Consider the following 16,450-nt stretch of genomic DNA (forward strand, 5'->3'; position numbering starts at 1 on the left):
CACCCGGCATCCGGTCGCTCTTCCACGTCGCCTGCCGCGGCGGCGCAACGCCGGACTATCGCTCCGACAGGAGATGGGCATGAGTTTCACCACGTTGCGCTATGAGACGGTCGACGGCATTGCGATCGTCACCTTTGCGACGCCTCAAAACCTGAATGGCATCACCGAAGCGCGCCTCGATGAGCTGGAGGCGGTGCTTGCCGGCTGCGAGCGCGACAGCTCCACGCGCGCGCTGATCCTGACCGGCGAAGGCCGCGCGTTCTGCGTCGGGCTTGACCTGGATTTGCTGGACCGCGCCTTCGGCGATCTCGATTACTTCGATGTCGTGGTCGGGCGCATAAACGGCATCATCACCCGGCTGGAAAATCTGGATATCCCGACCATTGCGGCAAACAACGGCTATACGCGCGCAGGCGGCTTTGAAATCTCGCTCGGCTGCGACTTCATGATCGTCGCCGACGAGGCCAAGGTGGGCGACGTTCACACCGACGCAGGTGTCGTCCCCGCCGCCGTCACATTAAGGCTGAAGCGCCGGGTCGGCGATCAGCGCGCCAAGGAGATCCTGTGGGGTGCGCGCTGGTATCAGGGACAGGAGGCGGTCGACATCGGGCTGGCGATCAAATCGGTGCCGCTCGCCACGCTTCGGGATGAAGCGATCGCCTACGCCAAGACGATGACGGACAAGCCCCGCGCGACTCTGGCCACGCTGAAGCAAATCATGCGCGACGGCCACGGCCTGTCAACCGCGGATGGGGCAGCGCTGGAGCTCATGGCGTTCTCGCACTATAATCGCACGGAGCAGTACGGGCGTGAGGGCTATGCCGCGTTCCGTGAGAAGCGGTTGCCGAGCTGGAAAGCAGCATGATAACGCGGCTGTTGTGCGCGCTGGCGCTATGGCTCGGGCTGGCCGCGCCGCTGGCGGCGTTGCAGCAGCCATCGCCTCAGGCCGGCGTCTCGCTCGACGCCGAACGATGCGCGGCGTTGGCGGGCGGCCGCTTTCAGGCGCTCAGGGGCGCGCCCACCACCGTCCTGAGAGCCAGTTTCGTCGCCGCCACCAGCCAGCGCCAGGCTTATTGCTCGGTCAGTGGATATGTAAACCCGGCGAATAATTTCGGGCTGTACCTCCCCGCGGACCATTGGAACGGCCGCTTCCTAGTGCGCGGCTGCGGTGGCAGCTGCGGCTCGGTCGTCACCGAACTCGCCTGCGGCCTTCATGCGCGCGACGGCTACGCCTGCCTGATCACGGACATGGGGCACAGCTCGACGCTGGTCGACAATAACTGGGTCAACAACAACCTGCAGGGCCTGGTCGATTTCGGCTATCGCGCGACGCACGTGACCGCCCTGGCGGGCAAGACGATCGCCACTGCCTTTTATGCGCGCGCCCCGGACAAGAGCTATTTTTTCGGCTGCTCGACAGGTGGGCGTCAGGGCCTGATCGAAGCCGAGCGGTTCCCCGATGATTTCGACGGTATCGTCGCCATCGCGCCGGCCAGCCTCGCGCCCTTCGGGAGCAGGCAGGCCGCGAGCGTGTCCGATGTGGACGCCTTCAACACTAAACCCGACGGGTCTCCGATCCTGCCCAATCGCAAGGCGGTGCTGGTTCATCAGGCGGTGGTGCGCGCCTGCGACGGCAATGACGGGGTCCGCGATGGACTGATCGGCAACCCGCGCCTGTGCCGGTGGCGGCCCGAGGATCTGGCCTGCGCCGGGCGCGCCGTGCGCGACTGCCTGACGTCGGCTCAAGTCGCGATGCTCCACAGGATGTACGAATGGCGGGGCGCGCAGAAGGGGTCCGAGCTGAACTGGATCGGCACCTATATCCGCAACGCGCCGCTGCCGGGCGAACAGTGGCAGCCGGTGTTCGACCTGGCGGTGGGACGCGGTGATCCCGCAACGATCGAGTCGATGGTCAACCCCGGCAATCCCGACCTTCGCCCCTTTCGCGACCGCGGCGGACGACTGATCCTGGTGCAGGGCTGGGCAGATCATTCGGTGATGCCGCCACCGACAATCGATTTCTATCAGATGGTCACCAAGACGATGGACGGCCCCGCCGCCACCGCTCGCTTCGCCCGGTTGTTCATGGTGCCGGGTATGGATCATTGCGCCGGGGGAGAGGGCGCGAGCGCCATCGACTATATGGCGGCGATCACGGCGTGGGTCGAGGGTAGGACGGCACCGGCCAGCCTGCACGGCGTCCACACCACGCCCGGCGCACCGCTTGACTATTTCGGCATCGATCTGCGCAATCTCGATCGACGCTACTACGTCTTTGAACGCGATCATAATGCCTGGCCCGGCGGTAGCACGCCGGTGGGACGGGCGACGCCCGCCGCCGCCGACACTCGCCCCCTGCCCCGTCGCCTTGCCGAGACGCTGACGCAGAGTGAGCAAACGGCAGTTGCTGCCGGTTTTCCCCGCCAGAGCGTGCTGAACGCGATGATGAGGGCCATGTGGGAACTCTTCTACCGCGGCGGCACGGGTGCGGATGAGCAGGCCGCGGCGCTTGCCGGAGTACCGCAAGGATCTCTTTCGCCAATCGCTCGCGAGGCGGTGGCGAGGATGCAGGCGGAGCTTGCGCTGGACTGATCCGGCAGTGTGGAGACTGGGATGGCTGGCCATATCGATATTGTCTGCAACATCTACACCCCTGAGGCGGTGGCCAACGGCTGGACCGGGCTCGATGACGATTTTAAGCGCCAGGTGCGGATGCCGGCCGAAATGTTCGGTGGTGTCACGACCGACGACTATTTGCGCAAGATGGACCGGGCCGGGATAGAGCGCTCGCTGCTGATCGCGGTGCGCGCGGGCGACCTCAACGTGCGCGGCTCGTGGGAAATCCCGTACACGGTCATTGCCGACATATGCCGCGCGCATCCGGACCGCTTTTCGGGGCTGGCCGGGATCGACCAGACCCGCGGCATGCAGGGAATGCGCGACCTGACGCAGGCGGTCCAGGAATATGGCTTCGTCGGTGCGCACTGGTATCCGCACTGGTTCGCGTGCGCGCCCAACGCCGCGCAGATCTATCCCTATTACGCCAAATGCTGCGAGCTCGACATTCCGATCATGATGCAGGTCGGGCAGAACCTCGTCTATTCGAAGGAGCGGCGGCTGCCGTCGGTGGCGCGGCCGATCCTGCTCGACCAGGTCGCGATCGACTTTCCCGATCTGTCCATCATCGGCATCCATATCGGCGTGCCGTGGACCGACGAGATGATTGCGATGTGCTGGAAGCACGCCAACATTTACACCGCCGGCGACGCCTACGCGCCGAAACACTGGCCCAAGCAATATGTTCGCTATGCCGACAGTTACGGCAGCCACAAGGTGTTGTTCGGCACCGATTGGCCGGTGATCGACCCCGAGCGCGCAGTGGCGGAGGTGGCCGAACTGGGACTGCGGCCGACGAGCCATGCCAAGCTCATGCGCGAGAATGCGTTGGCGGTCTTCGCGAAGCTGCCGCGTTGATGGTGTCCAGCACCTTCTGTTCAATGACCTTTGGCGCGGCGATCCGCGCGGCGGCCGGGCGCAATCCGGTGAAGGTGGCGATCAAATTCGGGACGGCCGAACTGAGCTTCGGCGACTATGCGCGGCGCATCGGTCAGCTGCGCGACGCGGTGATCGCGTTGGAGGTGGGGACGGGCCACGTCGTCGCGCTCTGCTCTCGCAACCGCATTGAGTTCATGGAGGTCGTTGCCGGCGTTCCCGATGCCGGCGCGGCGGTGGCGACGATCAACCCGCGCCTGGCCCCGGCCGAAGTGCGGCAGGCGCTGGCGGATTGCGGAGCGCGGATCGTCTTCGTCGATCGGGAGTCGCGCGCGCTGGTCGAGGCGGCGCAGCTAGGCGACTTGACCCTGATCGAATTCGGCCCCGACTACGAAACCCTGCTCGCCTCCGCGCCCACCCCCGCCGCGCTGCCGCAGATCGACGAGCGGGACGCCTGGACCATCCCCTACACCTCGGGCACCACTGGCAAGCCCAAGGGCGTCGTCCTGTCGCACCGCTCGCGGATGCTGGTTGGGCTGATCTGCGCCGCCGAGTTCGGCTGTTTCGGGCCGGACGACCGCTTCCTGGCGATGACGCCGATGAACCATGGCGGCGGGCTCGGCTTCCCGACCGGGGTGCTGGCGGCGGGCGGCTCGATCGAGATCCTCGATAGATTTGACGCCGAGACGGTGCTTGAACGGTTGAAGTTCGGTGGGATCACCGCGGTGTTCATGGTGCCGACGCATTTCCAGATGATTTTCGCGCTGCCGCCCGAGACGCTCGCCAGATACGATCACCCGCCGATCCGCAGCATCCTCGCCAACGCCGCACCGTTACCACAGGCGTTGAAGCCCCGGATCCAGGCCTATTTCGGCGAGACGGTGCTCAACGAGCTTTACGGCGCCACCGAGACCGGCCTTGTCTGCAACCTTCGTCCCGGCGACCAGCTGCGCAAGGAACAATGCGTTGGCACCACCTTTCCCCATATCGAAGCTGAGGTCCGCCGCGACGATGGCAGTATCTGCGATGCGGACGAGGTCGGCGAACTGTGGAGCCGCGGACCGGTACTGTTCAACGGCTATTGGAACCAGCCCGAGGAGACCGCCAAGACGGTCCAGGACGGCTGGGTCAGCGTCGGCGACCTGGCGCGGCGCGACGCCGAAGGTTTCCTCTACATCGTCGACCGCAAGAAGGACCTGGTGATTTCCGGCGGGGTCAACATCTACCCGCGCGAGATCGAGGAGGTGTTGTTCACCCACCCCGGCATCGCGGATGTCGCAGTCATCGGCGTACCCGATGACACCTGGGGAGAGCGGCTGAAGGCGTTTGTCGTACCCACGATCCCGACGCGTGGCGACGGCGTCACCGCGGATGCGCTTGCCGCACACTGCGCTGGTCGTATCGCCGCCTACAAGGTCCCGAGAGAGGTTGCGCTGGTCGACGCACTGCCGCGCAACGCCAACGGCAAGGTGCTCAAGACCGAGCTGCGGACATGGTAGGTGCGCCGGCGGACGCCGCGCCGGCCACCACCGACCGCGCCGCTTGGTGGCTGCTCGCCGTCCTCATTCTTGCCTATACCTTTTCCTATATTGATCGCTCCATCCTAACCTTGATGGTCGCGCCGATCCGCGCCAGCCTGAAGATCAGTGACGTCCAGCTAAGCCTGCTCAACGGTCTCGCCTTTGCGCTGTTCTACACGCTCCTCGGCATCCCGATCGGACGGCAGATTGACAAGCGGCGCCGCGTCGTAATCGTCGCGGCCGGCATCGCCCTGTGGAGCGTCGCCACCACCCTGTGCGGGTTCGCGACCAGCTTCGCCGGGATGTTCGCGGCACGGATCGCGGTCGGCATCGGAGAGTCGACGCTGTCGCCGGCGACTTATTCGATGCTGGCCGACCGGTTCGAAGGCAAGAAGTTGGTCCGCTCGCTCGCGATCTATCAGAGCGCGATCTATCTCGGTCCGGCAATCGCAACCCTGTTCGGCGGCGTACTACTCGGGAGGCTGTCGCCGTTGTCGACTCCGCTCGGCCTGGTTCGGCCCTGGCAGCAGGTCTTTGTCATCGTCGGTATGCCGGGGCTCCTCATCGCCCTCCTCGTACTGGGCCTGCGCGAACCGCCGCGGCGCGGGTTGGCGGGCGAGGTAGCGCCGAGTTTCGCAGACGTCCTCGCGCACGTGCGCCGCCACCTCAGCGCTTATGGCCCGCTGATCCTCGGCCTGTGCCTGCAAAGCGTGATGTGGAACGGCGCGGTGGCGTGGATCCCGACCCACCTGATGCGCGGCTATGGCTGGACCACCACCGACGTCGCCTGGCGCTATGGCCCGGTGATCGCGATCTTCGGCACACTGGGCGGGCTCGCCGGCGGCTGGCTCGCCGGGTCGCTGCGCGATCGTGGCCATGCCGACTCCAATGTCCTGATCGGGCTCATCGCCGCGCTCGCCGCGTTGCCGTTTGCCGTCGCGGCGCCGATGATGCCGACCGGGGGCGGCTCGCTGACGCTGTTCGCCGGTTTTCTGTTCGCCGGCGCGATGCCTTATGGCGGCGCGGCGGCGGCGTTCCAGGAAATCACCCCCAACCGCATGCGCGGTCAGGTCTCGGCGGTTTACCTGTTCTGGCTCAACCTGACGGGGATAGGGCTTGGTTCTACCTTGGTGGCGCTGGCCACTGAACACCTGTTCGGCGGTGGCAGGGGGATCAGCGCGGCATTGACACTCGTATCGGGGCTGGCGGCAGCGGGCTCGCTGCTCATCCTGCTCGCCGCCCGCGCGCCATACCGGCGTGCAATGGCGATGTCCGCGGTGCAGCTGATCCGATAGCGACCGAGCGATCAAGTCCAAAAACAACCTGACTTTCGCATGCGCTGGGCACCGGCTAGAAAGACGCAGACGGCACTTGGCCGACACTGTAACGATCAGGAAAATTGGCGCGCCCGGAACGATTCGAACGTCCGACCCTCAGATTCGTAGGACGACAAGGCGCTTTCCAAAGACGTCTCATAACGTCTTGTTTTGCCGACAATTCAGCAACTTCCAAGTTCCACAAATTCCCGATATGTTCTAGGGTATGTGAAGCCATTTGTTACCTAAGGTAACAGACTGGCGGTAGGAACAGACCAGGATCAAGGCTATGGCTAGCAAAGCTGTGGGCCTCACGGATGCCAAAATCCGTGGCCTCATTCCGCCTCCCTCTGGGCAGCTCGAGGTACTCGATAGCTCGTCGGCGGCCTTCGTCTTCGCATCGGAGCGTCCGGCGGTAAAACGTTCATTCTGCGCAAACGCGTCGGGGGCTCGGTCAGGAACGTGACCCTCGGGCGCTTTACGGACGCGTTCACCCTCGCCGATGCTCGCAAGAAGGCCCGCTCGCTATTGATCGACCTCGACTCCGGAAAGGGGTTGCCGCGCCCGGCCAAGAGCACAGGCGGAGCGGTAGGCCGCCTCACCTTTTCGGTGCTCTGGGGGCAATACATAGAGCGGGCTGTCCGCGGTAAAAAGAAGAGCGCGTCAGAAATTGAGCGTATTGGTTCGAAGTTTATCCTTCCTCGGTTCGGGGACCGACTAGCGGACACTATCACGCGCTCCGAAGTCACCCTGCTCGTGGAGGATATCACGTATCGCGATCCCGAGCGCCCGACGCCGCGGGCCGGGCTCGGCGTTCATCAACAGCTGAGTTCTTTCTTCACCTGGGCGATGCCTAAGCTGGAGAAATTGCCAGGTAATCCTTGTCGAGACGCAGGCCGCCCTCCCCACCCCAAGGCTCGGGATCGTTTTCTCTCCAATGCCGAGATCCGCATCTTTTGGCACGCCTGCGACGTCCTGGAATGGCCATTCGGCCCTGGCTTCCAGCTCCTGCTTTTGACCGGACAGCGCCGCGGTGAGCTGTTCGATGCGTCGCGTTCGGAATTTGATGGCGACACATGGGTTATTCCCGCTGCTCGTGCGAAGAACGGCAAGGCGCACATTGTGCCACTCTCCAAAGTTGCTCGCGCTCTGATTGACGCCCTCCCATCGATGGAAGGCTCAGTTAAGCTGTTCCCGGTGGCCGGTAATCCAGACGGATCAGTGAACGGTTTCAGCAAAGGGCATCCGCGCCTTCTTCGCGAGATGGGCAAACTTATGAAGGTTGAAGCCGTTGATCACTTCATACTCCACGACCTGCGACGTACGCTTGCCACTGGCATGCAGCGCCTTGGGGTGCCGATGCCGGTCACAGAAGCTGTGCTGAACCACATCAGCGGCTCTCGGTCGGGGATCGCTGGTGTCTACCAACGCTACGATTATCAGCGTGATAAGCGCGAAGCGCTGGAGCTATGGTCCGCCGAGCTCGAACTTATTGTCGGGCACCCTCTGACCCTCAATATCGGCGCTAAGCCTGAGTAGGCTCGGTGTGATTAAGACTTTGAGCGATGCGCTCGGCGTGGTTGAGACCAGAACCTTCGCTCTCGACGTCATCTTCTCGGAAGTGATGATGTTATCCAACGGAAGCATTTGATAAGACTGTCGCGTCGTGAGCGTTCGCCCAGTTGACGGTCGTGCTCACGAGCTCCAATAGCCACGTCGTCGCCCAAGATACCCGACACGATTTGCCCTATCAAACGCCCCACTCGATCGAGGACTTAACAACCCGTTGCGGCGCAACTGCTCACGGGCGCTGAGTCCACTTGCCTCCTGCGGCATGAGGGGTCCGCCGGCTTTCAGGCACCATCGATCCACGCTTCGACCAATTGGAGCCGATGTTGATGCGGCGGCCCTCATCAGCAACTCTCGCAACAGCCCCTCAGCAATGAAAACGCGCGAGGAGCGATGGGAGGTGTTGCGCAGTCACGATCGATACTGATGCAACCGGTATGTCTGTGGCTCGGCAACCACGATAATCGCGCATGTTCTTGATTACCGCGCTAAATGGATGCACCCTGAATTCTCAGTGTGCGCCCCTAGCGCGTCGTGCCGGCATGACTCGTGACGGGAGTGACTAGAGGGGATTTCCATGCGCCGCATCTCAGCGACCGACGCCGTCTTCCTGGACCTTGAGACGCCCAACGGGCCGATGATCATCGGCGGGCTCTTCATCCTTGACCCGTCAACCGCACCGAACTCCTTTGTCCGACATCGCGACATCTTGGAGTATGTGGAAAGTCGCCTTCATCTGGCCCCCAACCTCCGTCGGAAGCTAGTATATCATCCGCTAGGTCTAGACGAGCCTCGCCTAATCGATGATCCTGACTTCGACCTTGAGTTTCATGTCCGTCACGTCGCACTTCCGAAACCACGCGACTGGCGCCAACTCAAGATAATGGCCGCACGGCTGGTCTCCCGCCCCATGGATCTGCATCGTCCACTTTGGGAAATGTATATAATTGAAGGGCTGGAAGAACTTGAGGGCATACCGGCTGATGCGTTCGCTATGCTGTTCATGATGCATCATGCCACATTCGATGGAAAGGCCGGGGGAGCAGCCCTTTGGGCATTCATGCAAGACACTCCGGAATATCAACCAGTCCCGCCTGACAATCGATGGGTCGCCGACAGAAAGCCGGATTTTTTTGGTTGGACGGTAAGTTCGATCCAGGAGGGAATAGGCCAGCTTATCGCCAATGTCGCAGCGATGCCTCGACTGGGTCATAATATCGTGTCAGGAATGGCTGCCGGGGAGGCGAGGTCGATTGGGGACCTTGATGACCTAACGGCGCCAGCGACACGGTTTCAGCATAAGATTACCTCGCACCGCGTATGGGATTATGTTCGCTTCAGAATGGAAGATGTCCAAGCTATCCGCAATGCGCTTGGGAAACCCAAAATGAATGACTTGCTCGTCACGCTTATTGGCGGCGCGATGCGCCGTTACTTAAGCCGTCATGGCGAGTTACCCGACAAATCTCTACTGGCGCTTTGTCCAATTAGCGTGCGTGGCGGCGGCGATCCCGCCGCGGGTGGCAATTTCGTGTCGGGGATGCGTGTTGCACTCGGCACCAATGTGCAGGACCCAATCGCTCGGCTTTCGGTCGTTGCCGATAGCTCTCGCAAGGGCAAAGCACAGGCAGAGGCAGTCGGAGGAGACTTTTTTGGAAGCCTCATGGCCATGACACCCTATCCTGTGCGGTCGCGGCTTACACGCGGTGCAGTAGGCCTTGTAAGTCGGATGGATCGTTTCACGTCGACCATCAACACCACAATCAGCAATGTCCCCAACCCGCCCGGTGGTCATTACTTTACGGGTGCGAAGGTAGTTAACTACGCCGGTTTTGGTCCCCTGGTAGAGGGTTCAGGACTTTTCCACACGATTACGGGCATGGACTTTGAGGTTACAATATCAATCACGAGCTGCCGCGAGCTGATGCCTGACATTGCGTTCTATTGTTCGTGCTTAGTCGACAGTTTTGACGAACTGAGGATCGCTTCTGCCCGTCCTAAGGAGACGGAAAACTCTGGAGTGCAAATCAACGCAAGTGCCCCCCGTGCACGGAGGCGCCGGAGCGTGCCTGAAAACCTCAACTGAGTTCCAAGATCAATTGGTCCACTGTCAGGCTGTCGCCCACCTTCGCCTCCACTGTCTTGACTAAGCCGGATTTACCTGCTCGGAGGATGTTCTCCATTTTCATCGCCTCGACGACCGCAAGCGGCTGGCCGGCCTCGACCTTGTCGCCCGCGGCGGCGTCGAGGCGGACGAGGAGACCGGGCATCGGCGCGAGCAGGAACCGGCTGAGGTCGGGGGGGACCTTCTCGATCAGGTGCTGCGCAAAGGGCGCGACATGCGCGGGCAGGACGCGCGCGACATGGCTGGCGCCGCGGGTGGTGAGGCGGAACCCCGTGCGGGTACGGGCGAGCTTCACGATGAGCGGCGCGCCCCCGACGCTGGCCTCCACCAGGCGGTCACCCGGCGTATATTCCAGCGCGAGATCGAGCTCCTTGCCATCGATCACCACCGTGTCGCGCGCGAGCAGGACCTGATGTTCCTGCGTACCGATGCGGACCACCCACTCGCTCGGCGGCGGCAGGCGGCGACCGAGCTGGCCTTCGGTGCGGCGCGCGCGATCGGCCTCCGCCGTGGCAGCGAAGGCGGCGACTGCGGCGAGCACGCGGATCAGCGCGGCATCGGCCGGCGCGCCGTGGAAGCCGTCGGGATACTCTTCGGCAATGAAGCCGGTGGCCAGCGCGCCGTCGCGGAAGCGCGGGTGCTGCATCAGCGCCGACAGGAAGTCGATGTTGTTGCCGACCCCCTCCAGCTCGAACGCGTCCAGCGCGGCGACCTGGCGGTCGGCGGCCTTGTCGCGGGTCGGCGCCCAGGTGATCAGCTTGGCGATCATCGGGTCGTAGAAGATCGACACCTCCCCGCCCTCGCGCACGCCGTCGTCGACGCGGGTGTAGGCGTCGCGGCCGTCCTCCCCATAAGGCGTCGCTTCGCTCGCCGGCGGGGCGTAACGCACCAGCCGCCCAGTACTCGGCAGGAAGCCGCGATAGGGGTCCTCCGCATAGACCCGGTTCTCGATCGCCCAGCCGTTGAGCCGCACGTCGCCCTGCCCGAACGCCAGTTTCTCGCCCGCCGCGACGCGGATCATCTGCTCGACCAGGTCCAAGCCCGTGATCGCCTCGGTCACCGGGTGCTCGACCTGGAGCCGGGTGTTCATCTCGAGAAAGTAGAAGCCGGTGCCGGTGGTGTCGGCGCCCGAGACGATCAGCTCGACGGTGCCCGCGCTGTAGTAGCCGACCGCCTTGGCGAGCGCGACCGCCTGCTCGCCCATCGCTTGGCGCATCGCCGGCGTGACGAAGGGCGACGGGGCTTCCTCGACCACCTTCTGGTGGCGGCGCTGGATCGAGCATTCGCGTTCGCCCAGGTAGAGGACGGTGCCGTGCTGGTCGCCGAGCACCTGGATCTCGATGTGCCGGGGGCTCTCGATGAACTTCTCGATGAACACGCGGTCGTCGCCGAAGCTGGCGAGCCCCTCGCGCTTGGTCGCCTCGAAGCCCTCGCGCACGTCCTGTTCGGAGTACGCCAGTCGCATCCCCTTGCCGCCGCCGCCGGCCGACGCCTTCATCATCACCGGATAGCCGATGTCGGTCGCGATCCGGACCGCCTCGTCGGTGTCGGCGATCTCGCCCAGGAAGCCGGGGACGACGTTGACGCCCGCCGCCTTGGCGAGCTTCTTCGACTCGATCTTGTCCCCCATCGCCGCGATCGCGTTCGGCGGCGGGCCGACGAACACAATGCCCGCGTCAGCGCAGGCGCGCGCGAAGCTCTCGCGCTCGGACAGGAAGCCGTAGCCGGGGTGGATGCAATCGGCCCCGGTCTCCTTGGCGGCGAGCAGGATCAGCTCCGCCTTGAGGTAGCTCTCCGCCGCCGGCGCCGGCCCCAGCCGCACGCTCTCGTCCGCCATCAGCACATGCGGGCTCCGCGCGTCGGCATCGGAATAGACCGCGACGGTCGCGATCCCCATCCGCTTGGCGGTGCGCATGACGCGGCACGCGATCTCGCCACGGTTGGCGACCAGGATTTTATTGAACATGGCGCTACTCCGCCGCCTCGTCCTGCGGCGGCATGTTGTGGCCGAGCAGGCGCAGCACCTCCTCGGCGGCCGCGATCAGGTTGGTGCCGGGGCCGAAGATCGCCTGCACCCCCGCATCGCGCAGCGCCTGATAATCCTGCGCGGGAATGACGCCGCCGGCGACGACCTTGATATCGGCGCGATCCGCGCCGCGCAGGTGACTGATCAGCTCGGGGATCAGCGTCTTGTGTCCGGCCGCGAGGCTCGACGCGCCGACCACGTCGACATCGCGCTCGACCGCCATCGCGGCGGCCTCCTGCGGCGTCTGGAACAAGGGGCCCGGCACGATGTCGAAGCCGAGATCGCCGAACATCGAGCTGACCAGATTGGCGCCGCGGTCATGACCGTCCTGCCCCATCTTGGCGACGAGCATCCGCGGCTTGCGGCCGAGCCGGCGCTCGGTCGCCGCGACGCCGTGCTCCAGCGCGGTCCAGCGGGCATCGTCGGCATAGGCGCCGCCATAGACGCCGCTGACCGGCGTCGGTTGCGTGCCGTAGCGGCCGAAAGCCTTCTCCAGCGCGCTGCTGATCTCGCCCAGCGTTGCGCGCGCGCGTGCCGCATCGACCGCGAGCGCGAGGAGGTTGGGCTCCAATCCTCCCCGGGACAGGGAGGGGGACCGCTCGCCCCCTTGGGCGCGTGGTGGAGGGGGCTCGGCGGAAAGGTGGTCTCTCGGGGCGACGCCCCCTCCGCCAGCCGCTGAAGCGGCTGCCACCTCCCCGTCCCGGGAAGGATTGTAAGCGGCGCCCTTGCGCAGCGCCTCGAGCGCCGCCTGGCACCCCGCCTCGTCGCGGCTCGCCTTGACCCGCGCGATCCGCGCGACCTGCGCCTCGCGCACCGCGTGGTTGTCGACGTCTAGGATGTCGAGCGCGTCGTCGTTCGCGGGCCTGTACTTGTTGACCCCGACGATCACGTCCTCGCCGCGGTCGACGCGCGCCTGCCTGGCGGCGGACGCCTGCTCGATCATCGCTTTGGGCCAGCCGGCGGCGACGGCGTTGGCCATGCCGCCCTCAGCCTCGGCGCGCTCAATCAGCGCCCAGGCCTTGTCGGCAAGCTCGGCGGTCAGCGCCTCGACATAATAGCTGCCGCCGAGCGGATCGACGACCTTCGTGATCCCCGTCTCCTCCTGCAACACAAGCTGCGTGTTGCGGGCGATGCGGGCGGAGAAGTCGGTCGGCAGCGCGATCGCCTCGTCGAGCGCGTTGGTGTGGAGCGACTGCGTGCCGCCCAATGCCGCCGCCATCGCCTCGATGGTCGTGCGGATCACGTTGTTGTAGGGGTCGGATTCCTGCAAGCTCACGCCGCTGGTCTGGCAATGCGTGCGCAGCATCTTCGACCGCTCGCTCTTGGCGCCGAGCATCGTCATCGCGCGATGCCAGAGCAACCGCGCGGCGCGCAGCTTCGCGACCTCGAAGAAGAAGTTCATCCCCATGTTGAAGAAGAACGACAGCCGCCCCGCAAAGGCGTCGATGTCCTGCCCCGCCGCCTGCGCCGCGCGGACATAGGCGATGCCGTCCCCCAGCGTGAAGGCGAGTTCCTGGACGATCGTCGCCCCGGCTTCCTGGATATGGTAGCCGCTGATCGAGATGCTGTTGAACTTGGGCATTTCGGCGCTGGTGTAGGCGATGATGTCCGACACGATCCGCATCGAGGGTTCGGGCGGATAGATGTACGTGTTGCGGACCATGAACTCCTTCAGGATGTCGTTCTGGATCGTCCCGTCCAGCTTGGCGCGCGGCACGCCCTGCTCTTCGCCGGCGACGATGAAGAAGGCGAGGATCGGGATCACCGCGCCGTTCATCGTCATGCTGACCGACATCTGATCGAGCGGAATGCCGTCGAACAGGATCTTCATGTCCTCAACGCTGTCGATCGCGACGCCCGCCTTGCCGACGTCGCCGACGACGCGGGGGTGGTCGCTATCGTAGCCGCGATGGGTGGCGAGGTCGAAGGCGACGCTCAGCCCCTTCTGCCCGGCGGCCAGGTTGCGGCGATAGAAGGCGTTGCTCGCCTCGGCCGTCGAGAAGCCGGCGTATTGGCGAATCGTCCAGGCGCGGCCGGCATACATCGATGCGCGGACACCGCGGGTGAAGGGCGCGAAGCCCGGCAGCCCGGGATCGCGGGGCGCATCGGCGGCGGTGTAGAGCGGCTTGACGTCGATGCCCTCGGGCGTGTGCCAGGTCAGGTCGGCGCCCTTGACCTCCTTCGCCGCGAGCGCCTGCCAATGCGCAAGCGTCGGCTCGGCGGCGTGGGGCGGAACGGGCCCGGCCGGCGGGGTCACGCCGACGTCGTCGCCCGTATACTCCTCAATCGTCGCCACGCGGCGTCTCCATCAGTTCGACCAACACGCCGCCCATGTCCTTGGAATGAACAAAGACGATAGGCGTCCCGTGCGCCCCGATGCGCGGCTCGCCGAGTACGGTCGCGCCCTTCGCCTTGAGGTCGGCGACGACTGCGTGGATGTCGGGCACCTCGAAGCAAACATGGTGCTGCCCGCCAGCGGGGTTTCTGCGGAGGAAGCCCGCGAGGGGGGAGCTGTCATCGTACGGCTCGATCAGCTCGATCTGCGTGTTGGGCGCGTCGATGAAGCGAACCTTCACCCCCTGCGCAGGCAGGTCGAACGGCTCGCCGATGATGTTTGCGCGGAGTAGCGTGCGATACGAATCGATCAACCGCTCGTTCGACGGCGTCGCGACGCCGATGTGGTTGAGGCGGCCGAGGATCATTCCGCGGTTCCCATCTCGCGGCCTGCGCCGATGCTGCTAAAGCGGAATGTTGTCATGCTTCTTCCACGGGTTCTCCAGCCGCTTCCCCCGTAACTTGCGCAACCCCAGCGCGATGCGGCGGCGGGTCGAGTGCGGCTGGATGACCTCATCGATGAAGCCCATGCTCGCCGCCACGAACGGGTTGGCGAAGCGCGCCTCGTACTCCGCCGTGCGCTCCGCGATTTCCTCGGGCGTCTTGCCCCGGAAGATGATCTCGACCGCCCCCTTCGCGCCCATCACCGCGATCTCGGCGGTCGGCCAAGCGTAGTTGAGGTCGCCCCGCAGGTGCTTCGACGCCATCACGTCGTAGGCGCCGCCATAGGCCTTGCGGGTGATCACCGTGATCTTGGGCACGGTCGCCTCGGCATAGGCGAACAGCAGCTTGGCGCCGTGCTTGATGATGCCGTTATGCTCCTGGGCGGTGCCGGGCAGGAAGCCGGGGACGTCGACGAAGGTCACGATCGGGATCTCGAACGCGTCGCAGAAGCGCACGAAACGCGCCGCCTTCTTCGACGAGTTGATGTCGAGCACGCCCGCCAGAACGAACGGCTGGTTGGCGACGATGCCGACGGTGCGGCCCTCGACGCGCCCGAAACCGCAGATGATGTTGGCGGCGTGGGCTGGCTGGACCTCGAAGAAGTCGCCCTCGTCCACCACCTTCCGGATCAGCTCGTGCATGTCGTAGGGCTGGTTGGCGCTGGCCGGGATCAGCGTGTCGAGCGAGTCCTCCACCCGGTCCCACGGATCGCTGGTCGGCCGCTCGGGCACGCCTTCCCGGTTCGACAGCGGCAGGAAGTCGATGAAGTCGCGTGCGGCAAGCAGCGCCTCGATGTCGTTCTCAAAGGCGACGTCGGCGACGCTCGTCTTGGTCGTGTGCGTCACCGCACCGCCCAGCGCCTCCTGCGTCACCACCTCGTTGGTCACCGTCTTGACCACATCGGGCCCGGTGACGAACATGTAGGAGGAGTCCTTCACCATGAAGATGAAGTCGGTCATTGCCGGCGAATAGACCGCGCCGCCCGCGCACGGCCCCATGATGAGACTGAGCTGCGGCACCACCCCCGACGCGAGCACGTTGCGCTGGAACACCTCGGCATAGCCGCCCAGCGACGCCACGCCTTCCTGGATGCGCGCGCCGCCCGAGTCGTTGAGGCCGATGACCGGCGCGCCGACCTTCAGCGCCATGTCCATGATCTTGCAGATCTTCTGCGCGTGGCGTTCGGACAAGGAACCGCCGAACACCGTGAAGTCCTGGCTGAAGACGAACACCAGCCGGCCATTGATCGTACCGCTCCCGGTGACCACGCCGTCGCCCGGCACAACCTGGTCCGCCATGCCGAAGTCGGTCGCGTCGTGCTCGACGAACATGTCGAGCTCCTCGAACGAGCCCTCGTCGAGCAGCACGTCGAGCCGCTCGCGCGCGGTCAGCTTGCCCTTGGCGTGCTGCGCGTCGATGCGCCCCTGCCCGCCACCCAGGCGGGCGGCGGCGCGGCGGCGTTCCAGTTCGGCGATGGTCGAGGACAATGAGTGCTCCAATGCGAGCCGTTTGTAAGCGTTGACGTGGCCCCAGATGGAGGCATGAAGCAGCGCGCAGGATTGCGCAGGTAATTGAACTAGCTCGACACTTTGCACCGAACTCATCAGATGGCCCGCAGTGCCAT

11 protein-coding genes and 1 pseudogene are annotated in these 16,450 nt (G+C 64.9%); 8 read left to right on the forward strand and 4 right to left on the reverse strand.

Going from position 1 to position 16,450, the window contains the following annotated elements:
* Positions 1–79 precede the first annotated feature (79 nt).
* From ACP2AD_RS10330 to ACP2AD_RS10365, 8 genes and pseudogenes are all read left to right on the forward strand, one after another.
* Entirely contained in the window at positions 80–865 is a 786-nt protein-coding gene (locus tag ACP2AD_RS10330; protein WP_425229974.1) for an enoyl-CoA hydratase/isomerase family protein, read from the forward strand.
* Positions 862–2,592, forward strand: a complete 1,731-nt coding sequence (locus ACP2AD_RS10335) for a tannase/feruloyl esterase family alpha/beta hydrolase (RefSeq protein WP_425229975.1) — start codon at positions 862–864, stop codon at positions 2,590–2,592. The genes ACP2AD_RS10330 and ACP2AD_RS10335 overlap by 4 nt, the downstream gene beginning before the upstream one ends.
* Before the next feature lie 21 nt (positions 2,593–2,613).
* A complete protein-coding gene (locus ACP2AD_RS10340) occupies positions 2,614–3,474 on the forward strand; it encodes an amidohydrolase family protein (RefSeq protein ID WP_425229976.1) in 861 nt (286 codons plus the stop codon).
* The gene (locus ACP2AD_RS10345) at positions 3,474–4,991 is read left to right on the forward strand and encodes a class I adenylate-forming enzyme family protein (protein WP_425229977.1); all 1,518 of its coding nucleotides are present in this window, start codon (positions 3,474–3,476) and stop codon (positions 4,989–4,991) included. The genes ACP2AD_RS10340 and ACP2AD_RS10345 overlap by 1 nt, the downstream gene beginning before the upstream one ends.
* Positions 4,985–6,307, forward strand: a complete 1,323-nt coding sequence (locus tag ACP2AD_RS10350) for an MFS transporter (protein WP_425229978.1) — start codon at positions 4,985–4,987, stop codon at positions 6,305–6,307. The genes ACP2AD_RS10345 and ACP2AD_RS10350 overlap by 7 nt, the downstream gene beginning before the upstream one ends.
* 414 nt (positions 6,308–6,721) lie before the next feature.
* Positions 6,722–6,868: pseudogene (locus ACP2AD_RS10355) on the forward strand (Arm DNA-binding domain-containing protein); the annotation flags it as partial.
* A 69-nt stretch (positions 6,869–6,937) separates the two neighbouring features.
* Entirely contained in the window at positions 6,938–7,867 is a 930-nt protein-coding gene (locus ACP2AD_RS10360; RefSeq protein ID WP_425231151.1) for a tyrosine-type recombinase/integrase, read from the forward strand.
* A 607-nt stretch (positions 7,868–8,474) separates the two neighbouring features.
* Positions 8,475–9,983, forward strand: coding sequence for a wax ester/triacylglycerol synthase family O-acyltransferase (locus ACP2AD_RS10365; protein ID WP_425229979.1), 1,509 nt, complete (start codon positions 8,475–8,477; stop codon positions 9,981–9,983).
* Here ACP2AD_RS10365 and ACP2AD_RS10370 read toward each other — a convergent pair.
* The 4 genes from ACP2AD_RS10370 to ACP2AD_RS10385 are packed head-to-tail and all read right to left on the reverse strand — an operon-like array spanning position 9,976 to position 16,313.
* Complete coding sequence (locus ACP2AD_RS10370) at positions 9,976–11,988, reverse strand: biotin carboxylase N-terminal domain-containing protein (protein WP_425229980.1); 2,013 nt, start codon at positions 11,986–11,988, stop codon at positions 9,976–9,978. The genes ACP2AD_RS10365 and ACP2AD_RS10370 overlap by 8 nt on opposite strands.
* A gap of 4 nt (positions 11,989–11,992) precedes the next feature.
* Complete coding sequence (gene scpA / locus ACP2AD_RS10375) at positions 11,993–14,305, reverse strand: methylmalonyl-CoA mutase (RefSeq protein ID WP_425231152.1); 2,313 nt, start codon at positions 14,303–14,305, stop codon at positions 11,993–11,995.
* Positions 14,306–14,330: 25 nt separating this feature from the next.
* Entirely contained in the window at positions 14,331–14,750 is a 420-nt protein-coding gene (gene mce, locus ACP2AD_RS10380; RefSeq protein WP_425229981.1) for a methylmalonyl-CoA epimerase, read from the reverse strand.
* Between the two features lie 36 nt (positions 14,751–14,786).
* Positions 14,787–16,313: an acyl-CoA carboxylase subunit beta gene (locus ACP2AD_RS10385; RefSeq protein WP_425229982.1), complete on the reverse strand. Its 1,527-nt coding sequence runs from the start codon at positions 16,311–16,313 to the stop codon at positions 14,787–14,789.
* Positions 16,314–16,450: the final 137 nt, after the last annotated feature.

Origin of the sequence: Sphingomonas sp. (assembly GCF_965248875.1) — a bacterium.
GTDB lineage: Bacteria > Pseudomonadota > Alphaproteobacteria > Sphingomonadales > Sphingomonadaceae > Sphingomonas.

What these genes read in the sequence shown, in the direction of transcription:
- ACP2AD_RS10330 (WP_425229974.1), top strand. Translation starts at nt 80, where the DNA reads ATGAGTTTCACCACGTTGCGCTATGAGACGGTCGACGGCATTGCGATC.
- ACP2AD_RS10335 (WP_425229975.1), top strand. Translation starts at nt 862, where the DNA reads ATGATAACGCGGCTGTTGTGCGCGCTGGCGCTATGGCTCGGGCTGGCC.
- ACP2AD_RS10340 (WP_425229976.1), top strand. Translation starts at nt 2,614, where the DNA reads ATGGCTGGCCATATCGATATTGTCTGCAACATCTACACCCCTGAGGCG.
- ACP2AD_RS10345 (WP_425229977.1), top strand. Translation starts at nt 3,474, where the DNA reads ATGGTGTCCAGCACCTTCTGTTCAATGACCTTTGGCGCGGCGATCCGC.
- ACP2AD_RS10350 (WP_425229978.1), top strand. Translation starts at nt 4,985, where the DNA reads ATGGTAGGTGCGCCGGCGGACGCCGCGCCGGCCACCACCGACCGCGCC.
- ACP2AD_RS10365 (WP_425229979.1), top strand. Translation starts at nt 8,475, where the DNA reads ATGCGCCGCATCTCAGCGACCGACGCCGTCTTCCTGGACCTTGAGACG.
- ACP2AD_RS10370 (WP_425229980.1), bottom strand. Translation starts at nt 11,988, where the DNA reads ATGTTCAATAAAATCCTGGTCGCCAACCGTGGCGAGATCGCGTGCCGC.
- mce (WP_425229981.1), bottom strand. Translation starts at nt 14,750, where the DNA reads ATGATCCTCGGCCGCCTCAACCACATCGGCGTCGCGACGCCGTCGAAC.